Genomic DNA, 16,728 nt, shown 5'->3' with positions numbered 1-16,728 from the left:
CTCGTCTGTTTTCCGCCTTGGAATACGACCTACTGCTTGGTCAGCGCGGTAATCGTGTTACCGTCTTCGGTTGCCTCGACTGTAAACTCGATTGCATCACCCACAGCCACATCGCCGCGCACGTCTTCGCTGGCATCGAAAGCCATCACCATCTGAGGCCAGCCAAGCTCTGCAACGGGTTCGTGATCGACAGTGAGAGTGCCTGCCTCGGGATCAATGGCGGTTACGGTACCGATGGCACTGGCGGTTTTTGCACCCTCGCTCTCATCCATCGCTGACATATTATGTCCTTCCATCGACATCTCGTCCGCGCCCATTTCGTCCATGGTCTCCATCTCCTGCCCGCTGTCGCAAGCAGCGAGGGCCAAGGGCGCGGCCAGCAACATAACTAGGTTTGAGGTACGCATTCAGTTTCTCCTTCGGATTGTGTTGGCCGCTCGGGCCGGGGGCGCCGCATCAAGAGATATGCGGCGGGGATAACGAACATGGAAAGCAGCGGCGCGGTGATCATGCCGCCCACCATCGGTGCGGCGATGCGGCTCATGACCTCCGATCCTGCGCCGGTTCCAATGAGGATCGGGAAGAGACCGGCAAGAATGACGGCCACGGTCATTGCCTTGGGACGCACGCGCAAAAGAGCGCCCTCCCTGATCGCTTCGCCCACGCCGTCCGCATCGAGGGCACCGCTGCGCCGGGCCAGTGCAGACTTGAGGTAGATCAGCATGATGACGCCGAATTCCGCTGATACCCCGGCAAGGGCGATGAAACCCACCGATGTCGCAACAGACTGGTTGTAGCCCATCAGATAGAGCAGCCAGAAGCCGCCGGTGAGTGCAAAGGGCAGCGTGCCCATAACCAGAAGCGCTTCGTCGAACCGGCGGAAGATCAGATAGAGCAGGATGAAGATCATGCCGAGCGTTGCGGGAATGATGACCTGCAACCGCTCATTCGCGCGAGTGAGATATTCAAACTGGCCCGCGTAGGAAATGCTCACACCGGCAGGCAGATCGACGCCCTCTGACACCGCCGCCTGAAGATCGCTTACGACCGAAGTCAAATCGCGCCCGCGCGTGTCGACATAGACCACGCTGATGAGACGGCCCTGCTCATTCTTGAGCATAGGAGGGCCATCGCTGACGCTCACCTGTGCGACCGTTCCGAGCGTGATTTGCTGGCCTGACGGGGTTAACAAAGGCAGCGCGCGCAGTTCTCCGAGGCTGTCGCGGATCTCGCGCGGATAGCGGACATTGATGGGATATCGCGCCAGTCCTTCGACTGTCCGTCCGATATTCGCGCCGCCGATCGCGCCTGACAAAATCTGCTGAACATCGGCGATGTTCAGCCCGAAACGCGCCGCAGCGACTCGGTCGATGTCCACATCGACATAGCGGCCTCCCGATAGACGCTCCGCCAAAGCGGAACTGACGCCGGGAACCTGTTTTGCGACATTCTCAACCTGCAACGCCACGCGCTCAATTTCGGCAAGGTCTTCGCCGGACACTTTCACACCGATTGGGCTCTTGATACCGGTCGCGAGCATGTCGATGCGGTTGCGGATCGGTGGCACCCAGACATTGGCGAGCCCCGGCACCTGCACCGCGCTGTCGAGTTCTTCCACGAGCTTCTCCGGCGTCATTCCGGGCCGCCACTCTTCGCGCGGTTTGAAGCGGATCGTTGTCTCGAACATCGTTAGCGGTGCAGGGTCGGTCGCAGTATCCGCACGTCCGGCTTTTCCGAAAACGGTGTCGACTTCCGGTACGGATTTGATCAGTCGGTCTGTCCGCTGAAGCAATGCGGACGCTTCACCGGGAGATAGGCCGGGCAGAGCGCTCGGCATGTAGAGGAGATCGCCTTCATCGAGCGGGGGAAGAAATTCTCCTCCAAGACGGGTGAACGGGATCAGCGCTGTAACGAATACCAGTCCGGCCACAACCAAAGTGGTTTTCGGTCGGCGCATTACCCAATCAAGACCCGGCCGGTAGGCGTTGGTCAGCAAACGATTGAGGACGTTGGTGTCCTCCTTGGGTATCTTCCCGCGGATCAGCCAACCCATCAACACAGGGACCAATGTGACAGACAAAATGGCGGCCGCCGCCATGGCATAGGTCTTTGTGAAGGCCAGCGGCGAAAACAGGCGGCCTTCCTGCGCCTGCAAGGTAAACACCGGAAGGAACGAGAGCGTGATGATCAGCAGGCTGAAGAACAGCGCTGGCCCCACCTCTTTCGATGCTTCCGCAATCAGCTTCCAGCGCTCATCGTTGGACATCTGCTCGTCGGGATGGTCCTCTTCCCAATGCTCGATGTGTTTGTGCGCGTTCTCGATCATGACGATGGCAGCGTCCACCATCGCGCCGATTGCGATGGCGATGCCGCCCAAGGACATGATGTTTGCATCGACCCCTTGGAACCGCATCACGATAAAGGCCGCCAGCACCCCCAATGGAAGCGTGACGATTGCCACCAATGCTGATCGCACGTGCCAAAGGAACAGCGCGCAAACGATCGCGACGATGAAAAACTCGGCAATAAGTTTTCCGGTCAGGTTTTCGATCGAGGCGTCGATCAGCTTCGAACGATCATAGGTCGTGACAATCTCGACCCCTTCGGGAAGACTGGCTTGGAGCACGTCGAGCTTTGCCTCGACTGCCGCGATGGTTGCGCGAGCATCCTCGCCCTGTCTGAGCACAACAATACCGCCTGCGACTTCGCCTTCGCCATTGAGTTCGGCGATCCCTCGCCGCATTTCGGGGCCAAGCTGGATCGTGGCGATATCGGATAGAGTAACCGGTATACCGTTCCCGACTGATTTGAGTGGGATCTGCCGGAAGTCGTCGAGAGACGTGAGATAGCCTGATGCGCGGACCATAAACTCGGCCTCACCCATTTCGACCACCGATCCGCCAGCCTCCTGATTGGAAGCTTGTATGGCGCGCACGACATCGCTGTAAGTGACGCCAAGCGAAGCCATCCGGTAGGGTTCCAGCACGACCTGGTACTGCTTGACCATGCCGCCCACGCTGGCGACCTCTGCGATGCCCTGAATGGTCTGAAGCTCATAGCGCAGGAACCAGTCCTGAAGGCTTCTGAGCCCAGCAAGGTCGCTGTTCCCAGTTCGGTCAACCAACGCATACTCGTAAATCCAGCCCACGCCCGTTGCGTCCGGCCCGAGCGAACTGGTCACACCTTCAGGCAATTCGTTTTGCACCTGGTTGAGATACTCAAGCACGCGCGAGCGCGCCCAGTAGAGGTCGGTCCCGTCCTCGAAGATCACATAGACGAAGCTGTCGCCAAACATCGAATAGCCGCGCACCGTTTCCGCACCCGGCACCGAGAGCATCGTGGTTGCGAGCGGGTATGTGACCTGATCCTCAACGATGCGCGGAGCTTGGCCCGGATAATTCGAGCGCACCACGACCTGAACATCAGACAGATCGGGGATCGCATCGACAGGCGTTGCGCGCACCGCCCAGAAGCCGGCCAGCGTGACCGCGATGGCCGCCAGAACGATGAAAAACCGATTGGCGATCGATGCGTCAATAATCCGCGCAATCATCGTTCGACCTTCCGAATGGACTCGATGCGCGGACCGGTGTCGTGCTGCGAGAACGTGAACTCGACATCGTCCCCCGGTTCGAGACCCTCGACCAAAGAGGCGTCGGCCAGGGCGAACGGCATGACCATGCTCGGCCATTCGAGGGCGGGAACCGGCGCGTGATTGAGAGTGATCGAAGCTCCGGCAATCTTTGTTATGCTTCCCGTGGCAGTGTAGGTTTTCATCTTTGCTGAGCCGTCCGACGCCATGCTTATGGTGCCATCGATCGACCTGACATCGATCCCGGCCAAACTCGCTTCAGAGTTGATCAGGAACTGACCCGAGGTGACGACTTGCTCGCCTTCGGCGAGGCCCCCGAGTATCTCGGTCCTGCCATTCGCCTCGCGCCCGATTTCGACCTCGGCAGGTAGGAAGGCCCCGTCATCCTGCTTAAGCATCACAAGATTGCGGCGTCCGGTTCGAATAACCGCCTCCGACGGCACCAGCAGAGCACGCCGTGTGTCGGGTGAGAGCGAAACTTGCGCGAACATGCCCGGCTTCAACCTGCCGCGCGGGTTCGGCAATTCAGCCCGGACGGTGATCGTCCGGCTTGCTGTATCGGCGCTGGGCAAAATGGCCGTAATGCGCCCTGCAAATCGTTCATCGGAAAACGCTGCCAGAGTGGCGCTGACAGTTTGACCCTGCCGTACATTTGCGGCCTGTGCCTCGGGCACTGAGGCTTCAAGCCATATCGGCGAGAAGCCTGTAATCTCGGCCAGTGTCTGACCTTCCATCACCGTCATGCCTGGCCGCACGCCGAGCATGGTGACAGCGCCGCCTACCGGAGCCGTGACAGTGATCGTGTTTTGCGCTCTGCGTGTGCGTTCAACCGACGCGATCATTGCGTCGGTCATGCCGAGCAGGCGCATGCGCTGCCGCATCGCGTCTGCAAGTGCCTGATCGCCGGTATCGAGCACGGCAATGTACTCACCCTGCGCACCGCCCCAGTCAGGGACGAGAATGTCGACTATCGGAGTGCCACGACCCACAACATCGTCCTGTGCTAGGCCATAGGTGCGTTGGACATATCCGCCCGCTCTTGGCTGGACGATGGCGACATCTCGGCTGTTGTAGGCCAGGACGCCCGTCACGGTGATTTCCGGCTCGAGAACTCCGAACTCCGCCGCTGCCGTGCGAATGCCGAAATTCTGGACAAGGCCCGGATCAATCCGGACGCCCGCTTCGGCGGCTTCTCCCGCGCATTTGGGTACCAGCATCATGTCCATGAAGGGCGACTTGCCAGGTTCGTCAAAGCGCTGTCCGGGCACCATCGGATCGTACCAGTAGAGCACGTCCTCGCACTCTGCCGCATCGGAACCGGACATCCCACCCTCGCTCTCACCGCCTATAAGCGAGAGCGCATATCCCGCGCCGAGGCTGACAAGCGCGACGGCTGCGATGATTGCATAGGTTTGTTTTGAAAGGCCGGAGCCATTGACCGCATCGCTCATGGCTGTTGCTCCCCATAGGTCAGGCGAAGCATCTCGGCCCATTCCACTGTGACCGCTTCGCGTTCGAAGATTTCAAGATCGAGCAGAGCCAGATCTGCCTTTGCTGCAATCACATCGATCAGGTCTGCGTTTCCGGCAGCAAAGCTCGCCGTTTCCAGTTCAACCCTTTGCCGGGCCAGCGGCAGTAATTCATCGCGGGCGCGTTCCCATTGGCGCTTCGCGCTGCGCCATGAGGCGAGATCGGATTCGAATTGCACACGCAGTGCCCGCAAACGATCGTCGCGCTCTGCCTGCATAGCGGCGGCTTCTGCCTCGGCGGCACGAATGCGCGGCTTTTGACGTCGATCGGTAAAAATGGGCAGGGTAACCGATCCCATGACAGAGAATGCGTCTCCGAAGGCAGGGTCGCGTCGGCCATAGTTCACGCTCACGCCGAAGTCGGGGCGCAAGTCGGCGCGCGCGAGGTCGGCGTTCGCTTCTGCGCGTCCGGTGGCAGCATCGGCAAGACGGATGACGGGGTTAAGGTCCAGAGCTTGTTCGAGGCTGCCGCTGTCGACATCGGCCGCTGGCGCATCACCCGCGACAGCAGGGTCGTCTGTCTGAATGTAGCTCGAGAGCATGGCGCGCGCGGCATCTCTTTGCGCTTCAATTCTTGTGATTGCATCTTCAATCACAAGGAGCTCGCGGCGAATGGCAAGGCTTTCAGCTGGACGCGCTGACCCCGACGCGACAGCGCTGTTTGCCACTGGCTGAAGCCTGCGCAGATCGCTCAGCGCCGTATGGGCGAAGGCGAGCTTCTCCTCGGCATAGTACAAGTCGATCCAGGCGGTTGATGTGGCGATGTCGATCCGCTGCTGCGCAACTCCAAGCCGCATTTCCGCGACCGCGACGTCTGAGTCCGCGACGCCTCGACGGGCTCTTCGCCGTGCAAGGTTTGGGATTGGTTGCTCAACACCAATAGCTATCTGCGTTGGAAGCTGGCGATCAAACTCGAACGCCACAGGCCCGGTGATTGGCAAGTTTGCAATCCCGCTACGCAAAACAGGATCGGGCAACTCATCTGCGGCATCCGAGGCATCTCGTGTGCCGTCGATACGCAATTGCGCGGCCTGGAGCAGCGGCTGATCCTCGCGCGCTGCCCGCAAAGCTTCTTCATAGCCAACCGGCTGCGCGAGCACGACCTGCGCCGGCATTAGGGCGGCGGCAAGGATACCGCCTATGGACCGTTTCATGGAAAAATCTCACTCGATGTAAGCGATGCGCACGCCCAGCAGTCCATCACTGCTCGTTGATGAACAGTGACGCTCACAGACAGCATCTCAACAAGGGGCTGACAGCCCCGCTGTTACATTGGAGTTAGAAGCGCGGAGGCGGGTAGTCAGGCGGAAGCGCTCGACCAGCCAATTGATCAGTCACCGCCGCAAAAAACTGTATGGAACTAGGAGGAAAGTTGTTGGAAAGGTTGGGAAGGGTGTTCCCCATCAGAACCGGAGAAACAGCATTCATGGAAAGCATGCACTTCAACGACATGTCATCACAAGGGTCATCTTGATCGTGACCTGCGCGGCCTGAATGATCCGATGCGTGCGAAGCGTGATGCTTCATCTTGGCGCAGTCCGCCAAGGTCATAGTCTCAGCTTGGGGCAGCGATGCAGCCTCGGCCGAAACCTGAAAAATCAGGCCTAGGCACATTAGAGCTGCAATGATGTTCCCGAAAACACGCATTGCCGAGTCATAGGTGACAAGCGCTTTCCCGACAAGGCGCAAAGTCTGAATAGGCAAGTTGTTCTGGGTAGTGGATCCCATGTTTATGTCGGTTGCGGCATTCTCGAACTCGACCCGACACCGTAGTCACCAACCTGCGATTTCAATCCGTTCAGTCCACCAAGATCAAAATGCAGAGGTACTATTGAACAAGTGGGCGGGCCGTTTTGTGGTCCTTTTGATGTCCAATCATAGAAATATACCTATTTTTCAGAGGCATAGAATTTTAATTCGAGTCCTCTTCTGGCACCATTTACTCATTCATCACAGTTCGCAGACGGTTGCCAGAATCCCGGAAATCTGCCGATTGCGGTCGGCTCTTGGTTGCCGGTGGTCGTCAAGAATTCGCCAACAAGCCGTGGTTTTGGGGCGCCTTCATGGAGTTGGGGGCGTAACCCGTTTTTGACGAAACCTGCGTCCAACTTGGTGTCGATGCGGTCCATTGAACCATTCTTGCTCGATGTCTGACAAGGCCATGAGGGTAGCGCTAAGACGGCAGAGCCTTTCGGAGTGCTCAATGTACACATGCGGCGCTTGGACCCGCGAAAAGTTCATTGGTTTCAAACTGAGCAAGTGAAGCCTCTACGCATGCAAGCGCGCGTATCCTTACAGAGACAAGCATGCTGCTTCTCCGGGCATCCAAACACTGATGGGCAGAGAGCGAAAACTCGCATTCGGATCGCGCTGATGGGTGCACCGATTTTCGCTGATAGAGGCGGGGCGATGCACGAGCCTCAGTTAACCTCCTCCAGCTCAGCTTAGCGGTCCAATTGCCGCCATTTGCGATGCGGCCAACACCAGTAATTGTTCGGCGCGTGATCGCCGAGCAGTCGAATGGAGGAAGTGAGGCGCAGAAGCGCAGGGAGGTAAGAGCTGGTTTTCAATGCTTGGCCGGATGGGCTGCATTGCATGCCTCACCACATCAACAAAGTTGGGCAAGTGCCCGCTGTCCTCAGAGGAGTTGGCTTCCTGCATGTTGACAGTGCACGAATACCTCTTGCGCATCTTGATGACACCGGTTACCCATCGAAGAAATGACACCGGTTACCTATGCCTCGGAGAAGGGCGGGAACCGGGTTGGCGGCGAGGGGAGCGCGAAGGACATGAGGTATGTGTTTATCGGCGAATGGGGCTGTGTCCGCGGGGCTGCCTCATTTCAATCAGTTGAGATTAGCAAGCGCTATTTCTGCGCGGGCGAAGACCCAAGCGCAGCAATCAAAATCGTTTGAACGGTATTTTGGCGACGGAGGCGCAGCCTGCGTCGGTCCGCTGCCACAGGGATAATAAAAAGACGAAAAGTAACTTTGGGAGAAGTAGACAATGAAACATATGGGTCTTGGGAAACGAAATCGGTCTACCGGTTTGCTCGCTGGGGTCGCACTGACGGCTCTGGCTTTGCCCACTACTGCACACGCGCAGGATGAGAATGCTGAGGGTACACAGGAAGGCAACACAATCGTTGTCACCGGCATTCGCGGCGCCCTGCAAAGCGCGCTGAATGAAGAGCGGAATGCCGATAGTCTTGTCGAGGTTATCCAGGCGGAAGACATTGGTAAGCTGCCCGACCAGAACTTGGCCGAGGTGCTCGAGAATATTCCAGGGATCCAAATCACGCGTACCGCTGGTGTTGGCACCGGCGTGCAAATTCGCGGAACCAACGACAACCGAACTGAGATCAACGGGGTCGGCACGGTCGCCTCTGGCCGCGGTCGTGGTGGCATCAACTTTGAAGACGTGAATGCGGCCATCATCGCATCGGTGGAGGTCATCAAGGCACCTGAGGCGAGCACGATCGAAGGGTCTGTTGGCGGCACGATCAATCTGCGAACGATACGCCCTCTTGATATCACGGAGCGCGTTGCAACCATTCGTGTACAAGGCGAATATAGCGAGTTTTCTGATAGCGTTACACCGCGCATCGCGGCCAGTTTCGGCGACAATTGGTCGACCGGAGCAGGTGAGATCGGCATCGTTCTTGCCGGGAGCTATACCGAGCAGGAAGCCACATCATTCCGGCCACGTGTTGACCGGGATGGAGGGCTGGTCGAGAACGTGAATGCAGATGTCGTTCGCGGCGGAAATTTGCAGGACGTGGCCAATCGCCCGGCTGCCCAATCATTCGACTTTCTTGGCATCCAATTCCTGAACCAAGAGCTTGAGAATTTCGAGTTTGAAACGATCAATCTTGCAGGTTCGGTAGAATGGGCTCCCAATCCGGGCCTCAAATTCTTCTTCGACGCGTTCTATAATGATCAAGAGCGTCGTCAAGACAGTTCACGTGTTCAGGGATCCGGCGTCAGTTCTGTGCGCGACTTCAATGTCCCTGAGACATTTGAAACGGTCGATTTCGGTTCGCTTGATGGTGTTGCGCTTGGCAGCATTGAGGCTGCGCTGACCGGTACGATACAGCCATTTCTTGCGCAGGATGACGATGATCCCAATCTTCGCTTCTCCAGCGATACGGGTGCCCGCGTTACCGAAAGCCAGCTTTTCCGGTTTGGTACAGAATGGCAGGTTGGTGACCTGCTGATCCGTGCAGAGGCATCAACGACGAGCTCTGACACCGTCAATCCTGAGCTGAGCACGACGTTGAACTTCATCAATCCTAACACGCCGCTTGATGGCGGGGGCGGCAACGACAATGCTGTGCCCTTCCGTTACGATCTGAGGGACGGTCTGGCGTTTGGCATCGACTTTGCGTCACCTTTTGCACCCACGATTGAGCAATTGCTCGACCCTGCAAACGTTGTCCTTGATGCAATCCGGGTTGGTGCGGATGAAACCAAGAATTCCGAAGACGCAGTCCGTCTCGATCTTACCTATGAAGGGGATGTGCTGCCATCATTTATCACATCGGTTGATGGCGGTGTTCGCTACAGCGCGAGGTCTAGCGAATTTCAGGACATCGGCTCCAATTTGGGGCTGAGCGCTCTTGACGATAGTCCGCGTGGCACCGTGTTTTCAGAATTGCTGGTTCCAGGGCCGGACAATTATGGAGATGGTGATGGTCGTGAACTGTTCTTCGCCAATTTCCTGCTTGTCGATCCCAACCGGGCGTTCAGCGATCAGGCGGGAACTCTAGACCTACTCCAAGCGGCGCTTTTGACCGTGCCGGGTATGCGGACGATCTCCGATCCAACCGCCAATCCGCAAGGCTTCTTCGACATCGAGGAAAAAACTCTCGCTGCATATGGTCAGGTGAACTTTGAATTCGGTCCTGTGCGCGGCAATGTTGGCCTGCGTTATGTGGACACGAAGATCGACTCACTTGGCAACAGCGTGGTCGGAGATGACGTCACTCAAACCCTGACAGAGGGTAGCTATAATGAATGGCTGCCCCGGGTGAACGTGGCCGCCAATCTGACGGATGATCTCATCCTTCGGGCAAGCTACACCGAAGACATTAATCGTCCGGATTTCGATACGCTATCGACTTCGATTGTGTTCGGCACCAGTTCGCAAGCGTCGGTGTCCATCGGCAATCCAAATCTGGCGCCAGAGACTGTCTCTTCGTACGATATTTCGCTCGATTGGTACTTTGCGCCATCCGCGCTGTTGAGCGTCGCGTTCTTCCATAAAGATCGGACCAATTTGTTCGTTGCTCAGCTGGAGGAAGCGTTCCGTGATGGTGATGGGTTCGGGGATATCACGCCTCCCTGCGAAGGCGGCGGTATCTTCAACCCTATTGCAGACCGCAATATCTCATCGAACATTCCGGGCGACGGTATCTGCGTCGACGTTGTCTCAACGATCAATGACAGCGCGAGCACCACGCAAACCGGTATCGAGGTGGCGTTCCAATTCGATCTGTCCCAGTTCGAAGATACGCTCGGGTTCGCATCGGGCTTTGGCGTGCTTGCCAACTACACTTACCAAGACTTTGGGGGCGGCGAAGCGACGAACACATCAGCCTCGCGAGGTACTGATGTCTTCAATGCCATTAACGGCATTTACGACGACGCGAATTTCGTGCCGGTCTCAAGAGTGCAAGGGCTGCTCGACTTCTCGCAGCACTCATACAACGTCACACTTTTCTATGAGAAGTATGGCTTGTCAGCCCGCGCGCGTTACACGTGGCGCGATGCTTTCCGCACGCTCGACACAGCTGGCGGTGCATCGCTCAACAGTACTTTTGGCTTCCCTGTCGTGACGGAATCGCGCGGCCAGCTAAACGCCAGCATCACCTATGATGTGACCGACTATCTCACGGTCGGCGTTGAAGGGGTGAACCTCACAAAATCGAACATCACCCAGTCATGCGTGAATGAAGGGGCGCTGTTCTGCTTCCAAGGGCTGCCAGATCGCAGGGTCACATTTGGCGCGACCCTGAGTTTGTGATGGATGCATGCGGGGCGTATTGGTCCCGCATGCCCCATTCTCCACGGGCCGCCGGCGTTGGTCTCTCTCCCGATCCGGCGGCCCAATCGGAAAAGCGATGGCAGTAAAGTCATGCGGCAACGACGCGAGACACGCCCGCTCACCGCAATTTGGTCAAGAGAGCGAGGATGCATGAATTTTAGGCGCGCCTATCAATTTGCCGCTGAGCAGATCGAAAAATTGATTGATCAGGGCGGGTATCCTCCCGGCGCGCGTTTGCCCGGAGAACGTGAGTTGGCCGAAAGGTTTGGCGTGAGCCGGATCACGATAAGGCAAGCCGAAATCGCGCTTCAGGCATATGGGCGGATCGATATCAAATCAGGTGCGGGGGTTTTTGTCCGTGAGCAAGGGGCGCTGGATCGCTCAAATTTGCCAGCGGTAAGCGCGCTTGAGCTGATCGAGGCCCGATTGATCGTCGAGTCCGAAGCGGCTGCATTGGCCGCTCATAACATTACGAAAGACCGCTTGGCTGATTTGTCCGCACTCGTCGAAGCCATATGCAACGACAATGATGCTGCCGGTCAGGCCGCGGTCAAACAGTTTCATATGACGATTGCGGATGCGACAGCGAACGCTGCCGTGGTCTACAACGTCCGTGCATTGTGGCGGATGCGTGAGGAAATCCCTCAGGCAAAGATGATCTACGATGCGATTGATACGCAAGGCCCGCGATCGCCTGATGCTGATTACAAAGCGATCCTAAAGGCGATGCGAAAGCATGACCCCGCTACTGCGCGGCTCGCCATGCGCGACCATCTTCAGCGTCTTCTGGTGTGCGTTCTGGAGGTCAGCGAACGAATGGCGAGGCAAGAGGTATTGAGAAGCGCCAATCGCAGCCGCGAACGCTTCCTTACGGCCGCCAAAAACGTGTGAAGCGCGCCGCGCGTACCGCTATCTGACACGATGCGCAGGGTGATTGACGCGCTTACGGTTCTTGGCATGATGGGGTGTGTCTCAGGCGTATCGTCAAAAGCTGCTCAATTGGTTTTGCACCATGCTCGTGCTGCTGCTCATATGCGCATTGTCGCTTTGTGTGAGTTGGCGGATCATCACTCGTCATGCCTATATCGCTGGCGGAAATTGGCCGATCGATACCTTTGCCGGGCCGCTGGGTGAGGCGTTTTTGCCTTACATCGTGTTCTTCCCATTTCTGGCGCTGTGGCACTTCTTGGATTTCCTAGAGAGTGAGCGCGATGCGCAGCGCTGGCAGGGATGGTTTGCGCGCTATCGCCATTTTCTGATCCTGCTGTTGCTGGCCAGTCCATTTATGGTGCTAAGCGTGGTGGACGCGTATGTTTTGCGCACTTGCAGCAATTCACCGCCAGAGGGTGAGTTTGGCTTTTTTCATCATTGCCAACCATCATCGGGGCAGACCCTAGTGCTGTGGTTGATCGCCATGCCGCTCCTGATGCTGGCCATCGCAAGTAAAGCGCTAACGGCGATCCTTTCCCGATTGAGGAAGAAGCCTGAGGATCTGGATATCTGATCGGCGCGAAAGGAGGTTGTTCAACTCGCCCCTCTTTCAACAACTCAATCTCTTCGAATCGCGCCAAATAGCGATCTTAACAAAGACGTTCGTCGGCGTTCAAAAACAGCCCATCGTTTAGTCTGGCCAGTTATCTTTTTGCCGCAACGCTTCGTCGTTTGCGTTGGCTGGCGTTCATGTTTGCTCGCCTTTCTTGCGCCCGACCCCGCGCACAACCCCTCTTTCTTGCGCGGGGGTAGGAGAAGAGAAAGCTCATGAAAAAGCTATACAAATTGTCACTTTACCCGCTTGCCGGAGCAGCCGCTTTGGCAATGCCAAGCGTTGCCTATGCCGATGGCCCCTATGTCGGCATTAGCGGCAGCGTTGCTCTGCCTGATGACAGCAGCAACTCTGGTGAAACCACCGCCGAAATTCCGGCTACCGACGATTTTGGTTCGATCCCCAACGGCACCGAAGTCGCATGGGATACCGAATTTGACACAGGCTACGCGATCAGCGGGCAGGTCGGATACGCCTTTGAAAACGGGTTCCGGCTGGAGGTCGAAGGGTCCTATTCCGAATATGACGTTGGCAGCCACAGCAATCTGACGGTCGGCGGCGCGAATATTGATGGCGTCGACAGCGCCGTCTTGACCCGCGGAGCAGCCGATGCCGCCAACCCATTGGTGGGCGATGTGCTGGCCGATGGTCAGGGCAGCGTTTCGAACTTCGGCCTATTCGGTAATGTGTTTTACGACATCAACACCGGCAGCGGGTTCAAACCCTATGTCGGCGCCGGGCTTGGTTACCAATGGGTCGATGTCGATTATCGCCCGTCCGGCGTCGAAGTTGGCAATGATGATGACGGGGTCTTCGCCTATCAGCTGATGGCAGGCGCGTCATACGAAGTGACGCCAAGCGTCGAGCTGTTCGGCCAATACACCTATCGCGGCACGACAGAGGATGCGGAAATCCCGCTGACGCTGCTACCCGCAACACTGGACGTGGAAAGCACGCAATCCCTCTTAAGCGCTGGTGTGCGGGTTAAGTTCGGCGGCTGACCCATCCGCTGATCTCTCCATCGATAAACCTGCACTAAGTGGAAGGCCCGCGTGAGGAAACTCGCGCGGGCCTTTTACATGGGGCTATTGCTGTATGAAGCGGTTTGAGCCGTAAGATAGAATGGTTCCGCTTTCCTCCACTGCGCAGGTGAAGGTGATAGCGAGTGGGACATAGACAAAACTGCCCTCGCCCATGGGCACAAGTGGATAGTCCCCATCATCATCGCGGTAGATCACCGTGCCGCCCTCTTCGACCAGCGAAACCCGTATTTCAGGGTCCACTTCGCTCGCATAATCGCCCAGGCATTGGTCGCGCAGTTCATTACTCATCGCAACCGGAGTGATGGTCCTGACTGATGGGTCTTTGTAGCCCAAACTTTCGCCAAGCCCGCGATTGCTCTCTGTCGCGAGTTGCAGACCTTTTGGGTGATTGGTGAGCACAATCGAGACCGCGCGCTCCTTGGGATAGGCACTAAAACTCACGCGAAAGCCGACATTCTGGCCATGATGCTCGAAGGCTTGCAGAGTGCCATCTTCGCCTATGATCATGCCAACGCCCAGGCCATAGGAGCGAAATGGATTGGGCTGGCCCGCGACAGTGAGCATCTCTTTGGCGACGGACACCGGAATCCCCACATTCTCTTCACCATCGGCTGCTGCCATGACGGAGTTCACAAATTTCGCGAAATCGTTTGTGGTGGTCCAAAGGCCAGCTGTTGCCAGTTCGGGATAGTTGAACCAGCCACCTTCGACAGGGCCAGTGTTCTCATTGCCCGTGACCGGGATAAGTGGGGCAACAGCATCAGCTTGCATCGCAGTGTGCAGCATACTCTTGTCCATACCAAGCGGTTCGAACACCAGTTCATCCGCAAGCTGTGCCAGGGGTTTGCCCGTTACGTCTTCGGCGAATGCCTGCGCGATCTGATAGCCGCCGCCCGAATAGAACCATTTGCCTGAAGCGCCTGTGAAAGCGACTTTGGGAGTGTTGGTGCGGTCTGAGCCGAGAATGACTTCCAGATTGCTCGGCAGCTCCGCAGATTGGGGATAGCCCGGAAAGCCCGAAACATTGGCTCGCGATGTGTGTGACAGGAGCTGACGCAAGGTCACGGGCGCTTCGTAGCCTTCAAGCGACGTCAGGTCGAAACTAGTGATAAAGCGCGCAATGTCCTCATCAAGGCTGATCCCGTTTTGCTCAGCCACAATGGCGATGGTCGCGCTGGACACTGATTTTGCGAGCGAAGCACCTTGGAACAGGCTGTTTGGCCCGATCCCGTCGCCGCGATATTCTTCGTGTATCAGCACGCCATCGACATAAACCGCATAGGATGCGGCGGGCACGCCGAGCTGCTCTGCATATTCCGATAGCGACTGCGCCTCGATCGGCTCTCCTTCGACGCTGAGCACAGGCACGGCGCGATATTCGAATGAATATGCTTGTTGTTCGGTCTGTGGGGAGAGACTTTGGTCAGATGCGATCGCGTTGCTGGTTGCGAGAAGCACGGCCAATGCGGGCAAAGGAAGGGACTTTAGGATAGAAATCTCCTTGGGCATGAAACGACATGCACACTAGCGCGACTACAGTTGTAGTCAATTGGTGTTTGGTGATATCTTTGAATGGGTGAGGTCCGGCATGATTGTGCAAATTTGTGCGCCCGCCACTGTCCTCCAAGGCAGCGTCACGCTAGACCTTCCGTCATGACTCGCAAAACACCCTCAAACCCGCAGAAAAGCGCCAAAAATACCGGTACGAGCTGCGCAAAGTTTTTTACTCTAAGACCGTGTAACATGCGGTCCATGTTACCGTGTATCATGGCTGCAGGAGCGGGGCTGTGAGCGTCTATCTGCACCCCATTGGCCTCAGCGCCAGCCCGCAGTCCGCTTCTAACGGGGATGGGCCCGGCGCGATCCGATTGGCGGGATCAATGGTCTATGCCAGCCGCTTTGCTCTGATCGTGCGCGAGGGCGGGACAGTGATCCACCGCCGCGTCTTTGGCCTTGGGGACGCCGCAGAGGCTTTGGGCGAACCGGGCGGCCTGCTGGCGAGCGAGGCGGAACGGCAATGGGCAAACCTCCAACTGGTGCATGCGCCGCTGCAATTGGGGGAGCGCACCATCCGCCTTGATCAGCCGCAGGTAATGGGCGTGCTCAATGTGACCCCTGACAGCTTCAGCGATGGCGGCGAGTTCCTGGAGAGACCCGATGCAGGCCGCGCGCATGCCGCCGCCATGGTCGAAGCGGGCGCTGCGATCATCGACATTGGCGGGGAAAGCACACGCCCCGGCGGCGCGGCGACATGGGAAGGTGATGAGATCGAGCGGGTGATCCCGGCGGTTGAGTACTGCTCTGCCATGGGCGCAGCGATCAGCGTGGATACAAGACGGGCAGGGGTGCTGGAGGCCGCGTTGGCAAAGGGCGCGCATCTGGCAAACGACGTGTCTGCCCTGCGCTATGACCCGCGCAGTCTGGAACTGGTGGCGAATGCAGGCTGTCCGGTGGTGCTGATGCATGCGCCGGGGACGGGTGAGGATCTGCATGAGGGCGGCACCTATACCGACGTGGTGAGCGAGGTGTTCGACATGCTGAAAGAGCAACGCGTATGCGCAATCGCGGGCGGCATTGCTGAGGAACGCATCATGCTCGATCCCGGTATCGGCTTTGGCAAAAGCCTGGCTGACAACCTTGCTCTGATGAACGCATTGCCGCTGTTCCATGCGCTGGGCAGTCCGCTGCTGCTGGGCGTGAGCCGCAAGCGGATGATCGGTGCCTTGTCGAATGAAGAGCCTGCGCATGAGCGGCTTGGCGGCTCCATAGCGCTTGCGGTGCGCGGTATGGACGCAGGTGTCCACATGCTGCGTGTCCATGATGTCAAAGAGACCGTGCAGGCGCGCAACGTATGGCGCGGAATGCGCGATGCAGCGCTCACTGACTTTAGCCAATTGCCCAGCTGACAATTGCCCAGCTGATAGCGTCGCACTATCGTCACGTTAACACGGCACAGACGCTGCCAATGAAACAGGA

Annotated in this window: 11 protein-coding genes; 5 read left to right on the top strand and 6 right to left on the bottom strand. The window is 57.7% G+C overall.

The features are described from left to right. Positions 1–29 precede the first annotated feature (29 nt). The 5 genes from AC0V6N_RS08690 to AC0V6N_RS08670 all read right to left on the bottom strand — a co-directional run bounded on the left by AC0V6N_RS08690 (position 30) and on the right by AC0V6N_RS08670 (position 6,849). Entirely contained in the window at positions 30–407 is a 378-nt protein-coding gene (locus tag AC0V6N_RS08690) for a copper-binding protein (protein WP_486171175.1), read from the bottom strand. Next, positions 389–3,553, bottom strand: a complete 3,165-nt coding sequence (locus AC0V6N_RS08685) for an efflux RND transporter permease subunit (protein ID WP_486171174.1) — start codon at positions 3,551–3,553, stop codon at positions 389–391. Before AC0V6N_RS08685 ends, AC0V6N_RS08690 begins: the two co-directional genes overlap by 19 nt. Beyond that, the gene (locus tag AC0V6N_RS08680) at positions 3,550–5,043 is read right to left on the bottom strand and encodes an efflux RND transporter periplasmic adaptor subunit (protein ID WP_486171173.1); all 1,494 of its coding nucleotides are present in this window, start codon (positions 5,041–5,043) and stop codon (positions 3,550–3,552) included. The genes AC0V6N_RS08685 and AC0V6N_RS08680 overlap by 4 nt, the downstream gene beginning before the upstream one ends. After that, positions 5,040–6,275, bottom strand: a complete 1,236-nt coding sequence (locus tag AC0V6N_RS08675; protein ID WP_486171172.1) for a TolC family protein — start codon at positions 6,273–6,275, stop codon at positions 5,040–5,042. The genes AC0V6N_RS08680 and AC0V6N_RS08675 overlap by 4 nt, the downstream gene beginning before the upstream one ends. A gap of 124 nt (positions 6,276–6,399) precedes the next feature. Further along, complete coding sequence (locus tag AC0V6N_RS08670) at positions 6,400–6,849, bottom strand: hypothetical protein (protein ID WP_298300563.1); 450 nt, start codon at positions 6,847–6,849, stop codon at positions 6,400–6,402. A 1,278-nt stretch (positions 6,850–8,127) separates the two neighbouring features. On the opposite strand from AC0V6N_RS08670, the gene AC0V6N_RS08665 reads away from it, so the two are divergent. The 4 genes from AC0V6N_RS08665 to AC0V6N_RS08650 all read left to right on the top strand — a co-directional run bounded on the left by AC0V6N_RS08665 (position 8,128) and on the right by AC0V6N_RS08650 (position 13,710). After that, the gene (locus tag AC0V6N_RS08665; protein WP_486171171.1) at positions 8,128–11,145 is read left to right on the top strand and encodes a TonB-dependent receptor; all 3,018 of its coding nucleotides are present in this window, start codon (positions 8,128–8,130) and stop codon (positions 11,143–11,145) included. A gap of 171 nt (positions 11,146–11,316) precedes the next feature. Beyond that, positions 11,317–12,057 carry a FadR/GntR family transcriptional regulator gene (locus AC0V6N_RS08660; RefSeq protein WP_486171170.1) on the top strand — a complete coding sequence of 247 codons (741 nt, stop codon included), beginning with the start codon at positions 11,317–11,319 and terminating at the stop codon, positions 12,055–12,057. A gap of 76 nt (positions 12,058–12,133) precedes the next feature. Beyond that, complete coding sequence (locus AC0V6N_RS08655) at positions 12,134–12,670, top strand: hypothetical protein (RefSeq protein ID WP_486171169.1); 537 nt, start codon at positions 12,134–12,136, stop codon at positions 12,668–12,670. A gap of 254 nt (positions 12,671–12,924) precedes the next feature. Beyond that, on the top strand, positions 12,925–13,710 hold the full coding sequence (locus AC0V6N_RS08650) for an outer membrane protein (protein ID WP_486171168.1): 786 nt from the start codon (positions 12,925–12,927) through the stop codon (positions 13,708–13,710). An 84-nt stretch (positions 13,711–13,794) separates the two neighbouring features. Here AC0V6N_RS08650 and AC0V6N_RS08645 read toward each other — a convergent pair whose 3' ends face one another. After that, entirely contained in the window at positions 13,795–15,261 is a 1,467-nt protein-coding gene (locus AC0V6N_RS08645) for a serine hydrolase domain-containing protein (protein ID WP_486171167.1), read from the bottom strand. Positions 15,262–15,539: 278 nt separating this feature from the next. Here AC0V6N_RS08645 and folP point away from each other — a divergent pair, with 278 nt between their 5' ends. Beyond that, complete coding sequence (gene folP / locus AC0V6N_RS08640; RefSeq protein WP_486171166.1) at positions 15,540–16,658, top strand: dihydropteroate synthase; 1,119 nt, start codon at positions 15,540–15,542, stop codon at positions 16,656–16,658. Positions 16,659–16,728 lie beyond the last annotated feature (70 nt).

Source organism: Erythrobacter sp. S57(2025), assembly GCF_057365055.1.
The sequence above is the reverse complement of the archived record's forward strand: the minus strand, read 5'-3'. Positions and strand labels throughout refer to the sequence as shown.

Coding starts and splice junctions, on each gene's coding strand:
- AC0V6N_RS08690 (WP_486171175.1), bottom strand. CDS start 407: ATGCGTACCTCAAACCTAGTTATGTTGCTGGCCGCGCCCTTGGCCCTC.
- AC0V6N_RS08685 (WP_486171174.1), bottom strand. CDS start 3,553: ATGATTGCGCGGATTATTGACGCATCGATCGCCAATCGGTTTTTCATC.
- AC0V6N_RS08680 (WP_486171173.1), bottom strand. CDS start 5,043: ATGAGCGATGCGGTCAATGGCTCCGGCCTTTCAAAACAAACCTATGCA.
- AC0V6N_RS08675 (WP_486171172.1), bottom strand. CDS start 6,275: ATGAAACGGTCCATAGGCGGTATCCTTGCCGCCGCCCTAATGCCGGCG.
- AC0V6N_RS08670 (WP_298300563.1), bottom strand. CDS start 6,849: ATGGGATCCACTACCCAGAACAACTTGCCTATTCAGACTTTGCGCCTT.
- AC0V6N_RS08665 (WP_486171171.1), top strand. CDS start 8,128: ATGAAACATATGGGTCTTGGGAAACGAAATCGGTCTACCGGTTTGCTC.
- AC0V6N_RS08660 (WP_486171170.1), top strand. CDS start 11,317: ATGAATTTTAGGCGCGCCTATCAATTTGCCGCTGAGCAGATCGAAAAA.
- AC0V6N_RS08650 (WP_486171168.1), top strand. CDS start 12,925: ATGAAAAAGCTATACAAATTGTCACTTTACCCGCTTGCCGGAGCAGCC.
- AC0V6N_RS08645 (WP_486171167.1), bottom strand. CDS start 15,261: ATGCCCAAGGAGATTTCTATCCTAAAGTCCCTTCCTTTGCCCGCATTG.